Genomic DNA, 9739 nt, shown 5'->3' on the forward strand with positions numbered 1-9739 from the left:
TCAAAATTAATAAGTTAGCCTGTTATTCTCGTTCCTTGGTCTATACCATGAGCAAAACTCCAATAAACTAACAGGCAAACTGATGCCAGAAATTAAAGAGGTTGTTTATAGCAGCAAAATCATCAAAGCTGGCGCACTGATAGCAGATACAAAAACCCTACTGACGCACTGGGATTTGTCTATCTCGGTAACTGAGAATCTAGAAAGGTTCCGGCGAGACAATATCTTTGGCAAAGAGTCACGCTCACGGGTTGAGGATATCCTGGCGATTTTTCGTCAAAGGTACTTAACGGTAGAGCCAGTAACAAAAGCATTAGTGACACTTGTTAAGAGCAAGTTTTCTCCAGAGGGGCTTAACTGTATTCTATACTTTCACGCCACTCAATCTGATCGTTTGCTTCATGACGTTGTTACAGATTTGTTAGCTTCCATGCACCGTTTGGGAAGGCAGGACATTAGCGTTAATGATGTAAAAAGCTGGATTGGCAAACAAATTTCCCAAGGTAAAACACAAACTAACTGGTCAGACTCAACAATAATTAGTTGTGCTAGAGAACTCTTGAGTACTCTTCGTGATTTCGGAATTCTGCAAGGAGCGGTTAAAAAACAACTGGCTCCCATCTACTTACCAGCAGAGGCGTTTGCTTATATTGCTTTTTATTTGCGACAGAACCAAGCATCCGGAGAAAGACTCATTCATGCCAGCGAATGGCAACTGTTCTTTTTGTCACCTAAAGCTGTGGAAGGCTTCTTCATGGAAGCTCATCAGCATCGCCTGTTAGAGTATTACGCTACTGGATCAATTATTCGGATCGATTTTCCAACAAAGTCTATTGAAGAGTATGTCCATGTTATCACTTCTTGATCGCATATCCCTGCTGGAAAATGACTTAAAGGCAGTGCCGCCCAGAATAACTGTTCACCACGATTTACCGTTTGCTATTTTGCGGTATGAACCGAAAGAAGAATGGGATGTGCGACGCGAAGCAAAACGCCTAGCTACCAGAATGAGTGACTGCGGTAAGGAAGTTGTGACTATCTCACTGGCAGAACTTTTGTGGAAAGCGATCGCTGCGGCAGAAGGATTAGACTCCATTGTAGAACTTGAACGAGAACAAGGTTTCGAGGCAGCACAAGAGCAAGTAAATATCTACTTGTCAGATCAAGACTGGTGTCCCCTACCAGACTTGTTAGCCCAAAGATTAAAGGCACTAGATCCGCAAAGGCACATTGTATTTCTCTTGCGATCTGCCTCAATGGCACCAGCAATTTACCAGATGTCAAAACTGCTGGATGAGATGCAAGGTAAAACCCGGATAGCAACTATTTTGTTTTATCCGGGAACACTAGAAGGGACAACTGGTTTGCGGATGATGGCGCTTAAAAACCGCGAAGCAATGGGCAACTATAGGGTGAAAATCTATGGCTAAATCTCTTGAAGAACAAGGGATGAATAAAATTGGCGATTTGTTAATAAGGAATCTAAGCCAACCTATTGAAGAAATTATTCAAGTTGATCAGACAGCAGAGCAGTCAGTATACACCGAAATTACTGACTACGTTGCTACTGAACGCATCAAAGAACAATATCGTATTTTGTTAACAGCGATCGCTGAAGCACCTTCTGAACCGCAGGAAGGCGTTGGCGTATGGATATCAGGATTTTTCGGATCTGGGAAATCTTCTTTTGCTAAAAACCTTGGTTATATTCTTACTAATCGGACTGTCCAAGGAATCGCCGCAAGCGAGTTGTTTAAAGCTCAGGTGCAAGACCCCAGGATCAGTAACCTAGTCGATTCAATCAATGCTCGAATTGCCACTGATGTGATTATGTTCGATATCTCCAAAAGCACTGAAGTCCGGCGTGGGGATGAAAAAATGGCAGAAATTGTCTATCGAGCTTTGTTAGGTGAATTAGGCTACGCGCTTGACTATGAAATTGCCGAATTGGAAATTGAGATGGAGGGCGAAGGACAACTTGATGAATTTATCAGGCTGTGCCCACAAGTGAATAATGGCTCGGATTGGAATTTGGTTCGCAAAGGAGCGAAGAAGACCAACTCGGCCTCAGCTATTCTCCACTATATGAACCCTAAGATTTTCCCCCAAGCTGATTCTTGGGCAAGTTCTCTACGAGGGAGAAATTCAACTATCACAGTCCAGACAGTTGTTGAAAGAGCTTTTCAACTTTCTGCTAGGAGGAGACCGGGAAAGTCTTTAGTATTCATCATTGACGAAGTTGGACGGTATGTTGCGCGTAGCGCTACTAAAATCGAAGACCTCCGAGCGTTAGTTGAGCAATTTGGTAAAGTCAGTAAGAATCTTTTAAAATCCAAGCGAGCGATCGCACCAATTTGGATCGTGGTGACTTCCCAGGAAAAATTGGAGGAAGTTGTCGATGCGATAGAGGACAAACGAATAGATTTGGCTGTGCTACAAGATCGCTTCAAGTATCGAGTAGACATGGCACCGGCTGACATACGTGAAGTTGCCACTCGGCGTATTCTGGCTAAGAAAGATGAAGCTGTGCCAATTTTACAGCAGTTATTTCGGAAGTCTCAGGGACAGTTTAATGCAGCTTGTCAGCTAGAACGAACTAGCCGAAAAAGCGAGGTCAGAGAAGACGACTTCATTCAGTTTTATCCCTATCTGCCACATTTTATTGAGATGTCTATTGACATTATGTCGGGCATCAGGCTGCAACCAGGAGCTAATCGATTTTTGGGAGGGAGTAACCGAACGATTATCAAGCAAGCCTACGAAATGTTGGTTTCTGAAAGGACAAATCTCAAAGATAAGCCCATTGGTACATTAGTGACCTTGGATAAGCTATTCGAGCTAGTTGAAGGTAACTTGTCTACAGAAAAACAAAAGGACATCAGCGACATCACCCAGCGCTTTAAGGATGATCCAGAAGACAAAGGCATGGCAGCGCGGGTGGCAAAAACCGTCTGCCTACTGGAGTTTGTTAAAGATTTGCCACGCACTGAAAAAAATATTGCTGCTTGTTTAGTAGATGAAGTTGGGGAACCTGCACCTGTGGCTGCTGTGCAGAAAACTCTGACTCGCCTCTATGAGGCTAAGTTTATCCGCAACACCGAAGAAGGTTGGAAACTGCAAACAGCCCAAGAAAAAAACTGGGAAACGGAACGTCGTTCACTTTCCCCTAAACCCAGAGATCGTAATGAAATCATTCGTGATGCACTAAGAGAGATATTTAGCGAGCCAAAGCTAAAAACATATCGCTACCGTGACCTGCGGAGTTTTCAAGTTGGTATCAAAGTCGATGGAAATCAGATTAACGAGGGACAAGTACCACTGTCTATTTCAATTGCAGCCGATAACCAAGAATTTTTGACAAAATTAACGGACATACGCAATCAAAGCCGTCAAGAAAGTCACCAAAATGATATCTATTGGGTTTTGTCGCTCACTGAGGATATTGATCGGCTAGTGGCTGAATTATACGCCTCACGTCAGATGGTTGCTAAGTATGAGCAAATGCGATCGCAAAACCGAGCTACCAATGAAGAATTGGCTTGTGTACAAATAGAGAAAACAGAGGTTCTCCACATTAATAGTAGGTTGGGAGAAAAATTAGCAGAGGTAATGGTAGCGGGCGGCGGAATGTTTCGGGGCGTGTCCAAGGACGGATCAGATTTAGGCAAAACTCTCAGTGAGATATTTAAGGGATTATTCGATTTTGCTGTTCCTGACCTTTATCCGAAATTAGAGATAGGGGCACGCAGTCTCAAAGGAACTGAAGCTGAAGAAATCCTAAAAGCTGCTAATCTTAGTGGTTTATCTCAGGTCTTTTATAGCACTGAGACTGGGCTTAATCTTGTCGTCAAAGATGGAGCGAAGTTTGTCCCCAATCCAGAAGCGGATGTAACTAAGGAAATCCTAGACTACTTGACTCAGCAACAATCTTATGGCCAAAGAGATACGCGCACTGGTAAAGGTTTAGAAAATCGTTTTGGTGGACTCGGTTACGGGTGGGAAAGAGACATTTTGCGCTTGGTGCTAGCAGTGTTGTTCCGCGCAGGTTCCATTGAAGTATCCTACAAAGGTCAACGGTTTGACTCCTATCAAAACCCCAATAGCCGAGAACCTTTCACAAGTAACACAGCATTCAAGTCAGCTTTGTTTACGCCCATTAAAGCTATTGGTTTTTCTACGCTGAAAAAAGCGGTGGAAAACTATGAGGAATTGATGGGTGATACTGTGGACATGGATAAAAATGCGATCGCAAACGTCCTAAAAACCCTGGTAGCAGAAGAATTAAAACTATTGCTTCCAGTCGAAGCACAGGTTAAGGCTCACGATTTACCCGTGATTAACCAACTAGAAGACTACCGCAATACCTTAACAGAAATTCAAAACGGCACTGCTGATGACTGCGTACAGAGTTTAGCCGGAGAAGGGGTTTCGTTGAAAGCAGCACGCGATCGCTGTCGCAGAATTCGAGAGGCAACTAATGAATCATCTTTATCTACTCTGCAAACTGCCAAGCGGGTAGTGAGTTATCAATCGTCTATGGTAGGTGGGCAAAAGCCAGAAATCGCAGAGATTACAAACCGACTAAAGGAAAACCTCAATGCTGAGTATTTCGTTGACCGTATCCCCCAGATTAAAGCAGATGCTGAGGCGATCGCAAAAGCCTACGCCGAGCGTTATGCTAAACTCCACAGCCAACGTGCCCAGGAATATCAAAGAACGATAGAAGAAATTAAAGGGCGCAGTGAGTGGACGAATATCCCTTCAGAACAGCAAGAAGTATTGCTAAATGAGATGGTCAAACGGGCTTGCATCTATGACTTAGCAGCAGAGGAAAATTGGTCGTTGACAGCCAATGAATGCCCATCTTGCAAAGCAAGTATTGCCCAGATGGATTCAGACTTGGCAGCCTTATCAGGATTGAAAAATCAGGTTTTGTATAGGATTCAAGAATTAACTGCACTCACAGAAGAAAAGCAAGTAGTAATTCAACGGGTGAGGTTAGGGGATTTTTCCTCTAATCCAATTGATTCTGAGGAAGCAGTGGAAAAGTTAATAGAACGGCTGAAAGAACACTTGCTAGACCTGGTAAGTAAAGGTGTAAAACTCATTTTGGAATAAGTCAATGGCTACGACTGCACAAATACGCGGAATGCTATTAGAAGAAGCTTTACTTTATCTACTTAGATTATCTGGATACCGCACAGTTGAGAAAGCTGATGAAGATTTGACACTAAATAATGGACACTCTGGGTTAGAAGTTTTTGGCCGTGGGGGAGTACATCAGATTGATGCAGTTGCTGATTTTGTTATTGCTCAACCATTTTCTAATCCTCAACGGTTGCTACTTGAAGCAAAATTTCGCTCTGACAAAACAGGTATTGAAGTAGTACGTAATGCAGTGGGCGTTTTGAAAGATGTTAGCGAATATTGGGTTTCAAGAAAAGAGATCCCATTCAAAGCACGATATCACTATCAGTATGCTGTTTTTTCGATTTCTGACTATACCTCTCCAGCACAAAAATATGCATTCGCACATGATGTCTATTTAATTCCTTTAAATAGTTATGTTTTTTTTCGGCCGGTTATTCAAGCTATTGAAACAGTCACTGTTGATTATTTTAAAGAAAAAATTTATAAAAAATTATTAAAAAACTTACGATTTTTTGTTCAAAATAAACTTAAGTATATTTATACTCGTACACCAGACAATTTATTAAAAAATGATTTTTTAGAATCTGCCATAAATGATTTTATTAATGAATGTCACAGATTAAATGGGGCATTATTAGCAATGATAGACAGGCAATTTCCTGTATTTATAGTACCAAATCATAATATAAATGTTAGAAATTTAGAAGATTTTATTCAAGTTGAAATTTCCTGGGATGATCAAGGTCGGTATATAAAACAATTAAATAGTAATCTCAGAGTTTTTTCTTTTGATCTACCAAAAGAATTATTTAATCTTTATGCTAAACAAGGTTTTCTTTCTAATATAGAAGCACTAAATTTAAAATCAGATTATATGTCTGAAATCCAAGCACTTGTAACGTCAGATAATCAAACTCGTGTAATTACCTTGCAGTTAGATCAACAATGGCTTAATAATCTGCATGAGACATTTAACACTAAATAATACCAAATATGAGAAGGAAGAATACGATGGATAAATCCCTCAGAAGTACACTCCGCAACGTAGTTACTCAATGTCGTCGCTTGTTAGAAGAATCAGTTACCGAACTCTTAGAAGGACAGTTTGGTATCTACATAACTGGCAAAGTAGAGCCAGTAGATCGCATGAAGCATCTCTCAGCAGATGATTTGGAATATAGAGAACAGCTACTGATTCATTTGCAGCATATTCAAGCAGCAGGTTCTAAAGTGAAAGATGCTGTTGAACAATTAGTGCGAGAGGTGGCGTTTACCCATCTCAATCGGTTCTGTGCTTATAAAATGATGGAAACACGAGGACTAATTCGCAAAGCGGTTAGTGATGGGTTAAAATCTCAAGGATTTCTATTTTATTTAGCTGATAATTCCGCAGAGGAAAGACTCTATACCGAGGGTAAGCAAGATGTAGCTTATCGGCATTTTCTGGAATGGTTAGGAAGTACCTTATCAGAAGAAATTGGGGTGTTATTTTCACCCAATGACCCCGCCAATAGATTATTACCACCGCAGAGGATAATCGACTCGATACTCAATTTTATTAACAGTGAAGAATTAAAGGATATTTGGGTTGAGGATGAAACAATCGGCTGGGTTTACCAGTATTTCACACCCAAAGAATTGCGTGATAAGGCCAGGAAGGAAAGCCAAGCACCGCGTAATTCTTATGAATTAGCATTTCGCAACCAGTTTTACACGCCCAGCTATGTTGTGCAGTTTCTCACAGATAACACCTTGGGACGAATTTGGTATGAAATGCGGCAAGGAGAGACAGCACTAACAGAACATTGTAAATATTTGGTGCGGCGACCACATGAGGTATTTCTAGCTCCTGAGGAAGAGTTTACCGCGCAGGATGAGCAGGCTGATGATTTGTCACAGGAGCAACTTTTAAAGCAGCCAGTTTATATTCTGCATCGACCAAAGAAAGACCCCAGAGAAATCAAAACTCTTGATCCAGCTTGCGGTAGCGGGCATTTCTTACTTTACTGCTTTAGCTTGCTGTTAATTATCTACGAAGAAGCATACGATGACCCCGATTTGGGTTCAGCCTTGCAACAGGATTATCCAGACAGGGAAGAATATTGCAAGGCTGTACCAGGGCTAATTTTAGCGCATAATCTTCACGGGATTGATATTGATATCAGAGCTACCCAAATTGCTGCTTTGGCTTTGTGGTTAAGGGCGCAACGAGCTTATCAAGAAATGGGTATTAAGAAAAATCGTCCTAAAATTACCAAATCTAATATTATCTGTGCTGAACCAATGCCAGGCGAAAAAGAACTGTTGGATGATTTTGTGGCAGAACTACAACCAAAGGTTTTAGGGCAATTAGTACAGTTAGTCTTTGAGAAAATGAAGTTGGCAGGTGAAGCGGGATCTCTATTGAAGATTGAGGAAGAAATTAGAGATAAAATTGCACAAGCAAAGCAGCAGTGGAAAGCTAAACCAAAACCAAAACAACTCACTTTTTTACCGGAGTATGAAAAACCACAAATAGAGCAATTCAATCTCTTTCAGGTGGCAGATATTACAGATGAGGAGTTTTGGAATGAAGCAGAAATACGAGTAATTGAAGCATTAAGAGAATATGCAGATCGGACTCTTGGTAGTGAAAAAATTTTACGTCAGTTATTCGCTGATGATGCAGTGCAGGGTTTTGCTTTTATAGATATTTGCCGAAATCAGTTTGATATAATCTTAATGAATCCACCCTTTGGTTTTGTTCCTGTTACAGTTAGAGAAAAGTTACAAATAACTATACCTATTTCATCTCAAGATATCTTTGCTGCATTTGTAGAAAGGTGGATTAAACGTTTATTTGATGGTGGAGTTCTTGGTGCAATTACAGGCAGACTAGGATTTTATAAAGACTTGCTGGAACCTTGGCGCCGTCAATTTTATGGGAAACCACATACCTTAAAATTAATGGCTGATTTAGGTTATGGAGTGCTTGATGATGCTGTTATAGAAGCTGCTGCATATGTAATAGATTATAAAACATCATCAGATACCTTAGCTATCTTTATCAATGAATTAACTCAGAAAGACAAGCAAAAATCATTATTTGAAGATATAAAAAAAATAAATCTCAGTCTTTTTGATAAACAGATTAATTATCATTATACTTCAATATTTAATGATTTACCAAATAGTATTGCACCTCATTGGTGTCAAATATCTTGGCTTCAGCGCTTGACCAAATTCCAAAAAATCAAAAACAATTTATGTGAGACTAAATTAGGGCTAGTTACAGGTGACAATTTTAAATTTTTACGGCTCACTTGGGAAATCACTCCAGGAGCAATACAACCTTTGAAAGGGTGGACTTGGTTTGTAAAAGGTGGCGAATATGAGCCTTACTATTGACATATTCACTTAGCTTTTAACTGGGTTAACATTGATTGCGTGATGCGAACAGTAAGTCTTGAATACTATGGAATAGCAGGGGGAACTTATACAGAACGTACCACAAGTAATTTATCAGTGAGAGTTCTTCCTTCTGGCTGCATAATCAATTTTGCAGGTCCAGGTATATATCAATCTTTTTCTTTCCCTGCATATGGCTTGGTTGGCCTACTAAATTCTACGCCTTATCAATTTATGATTGAACTGATTGTAGGAGGTGGAGATACTTCACAGGCAGGAACTGCTGCTAGACATTTTTTGCCATCTTTGATTGAAGCTTTACCAGCACCAAATGAACCAAAAGAATTATTATTAAGTATTTCTAATCACTGCCGTGAACTATATGAAATAGCTCGAATTGATAGAGATGATGAAACTAGAGAATTTTTTTATCAGCCAATTTACAATTTTCAAGGTTTAATATTATCTGAAGTTATCGACAATGAGTTTAATAAACATGAAGATAGATTAATTAAAGCTATTAAATTAGCTGAAAAAATTGATTTAAAGGTAGCTGATAATTTAGCTCTAAGTTTAGAAGAAAGAGAAGAGCTAAGAAACCAGCTAGGACGGCCTTTCCCTGTAAAATGCCTCAATATAGAAAATACGAAAAAAATAGATGAAATTAAACAAATACTAGAAATAGGTAGAATAAATAATAGCGAAACAGAAAACGAAAGTACATCAAGGGCTATTATCAAACGTTGTTTTGTCTTAGACAATCTTTTAGAAAGTATTTGTCATTTAGAAGATATTTCTATTGAAAGTCTAGTAGAAATTAGACGGAAAGCAATTCCTACTCCTCAATGGTACAGAATAGAAATTACACAGGCAGTTATTTCCTATGTATTAGGATGTATATTAGGACGCTGGGACATCCGTTTTGCCACAAGCGAAAAACAACCCTCTGAACTTCCTGATCCTTTCGCACCGCTTCCTGTTTGCTCACCTGGAATGCTAATAGGCGAAGATGGCTTACCCCTGCATGAAACTCCATTTAACTACCCAATTCAAATTAGATGGGACGGAATTTTAAGAACTCTTGCAAAAGTTTTTTGTGATATGATTAGAAATTTGCTTTCTTTATGATTGGGGCTTAAATTAGCAGTGAAATTTTGGAGAGCCAAGCAGCTTACTTCAAGGAAATTTAAACGACTTACTG

Annotated in this window: 6 protein-coding genes; all 6 read left to right on the forward strand. The window is 39.8% G+C overall.

What is annotated here, in order from left to right; all coding sequences use genetic code 11:
- Positions 1 to 82 precede the first annotated feature (82 nt).
- From LC608_RS09170 to LC608_RS09195, 6 genes are read left to right on the forward strand one after another with little or no spacing between them, the layout of a single operon-like run.
- Positions 83 to 865 (forward strand): BrxA family protein, encoded by a 783-nt coding sequence (locus tag LC608_RS09170; protein ID WP_229553230.1) that lies wholly within the window; start codon positions 83 to 85, stop codon positions 863 to 865.
- Positions 849 to 1430, forward strand: coding sequence for a BREX protein BrxB domain-containing protein (locus tag LC608_RS09175; RefSeq protein ID WP_229553231.1), 582 nt, complete (start codon positions 849 to 851; stop codon positions 1428 to 1430). Before LC608_RS09170 ends, LC608_RS09175 begins: the two co-directional genes overlap by 17 nt.
- On the forward strand, positions 1423 to 5118 hold the full coding sequence (brxC, locus tag LC608_RS09180) for a BREX system P-loop protein BrxC (RefSeq protein ID WP_229553232.1): 3696 nt from the start codon (positions 1423 to 1425) through the stop codon (positions 5116 to 5118). Before LC608_RS09175 ends, brxC begins: the two co-directional genes overlap by 8 nt.
- 4 nt (positions 5119 to 5122) lie before the next feature.
- Positions 5123 to 6136 carry a restriction endonuclease gene (locus tag LC608_RS09185; RefSeq protein WP_229553233.1) on the forward strand — a complete coding sequence of 338 codons (1014 nt, stop codon included), beginning with the start codon at positions 5123 to 5125 and terminating at the stop codon, positions 6134 to 6136.
- A gap of 26 nt (positions 6137 to 6162) precedes the next feature.
- Positions 6163 to 8538 (forward strand): BREX-1 system adenine-specific DNA-methyltransferase PglX, encoded by a 2376-nt coding sequence (locus tag LC608_RS09190; protein WP_229553234.1) that lies wholly within the window; start codon positions 6163 to 6165, stop codon positions 8536 to 8538.
- Between the two features lie 42 nt (positions 8539 to 8580).
- Positions 8581 to 9666 carry a BREX-1 system adenine-specific DNA-methyltransferase PglX gene (locus LC608_RS09195; RefSeq protein ID WP_229553235.1) on the forward strand — a complete coding sequence of 362 codons (1086 nt, stop codon included), beginning with the start codon at positions 8581 to 8583 and terminating at the stop codon, positions 9664 to 9666.
- The last annotated feature ends 73 nt before the right edge of the window (positions 9667 to 9739 follow it).

It is taken from the genome of Nostoc sp. XA010, assembly GCF_020829625.1.
GTDB lineage: Bacteria > Cyanobacteriota > Cyanobacteriia > Cyanobacteriales > Nostocaceae > Nostoc.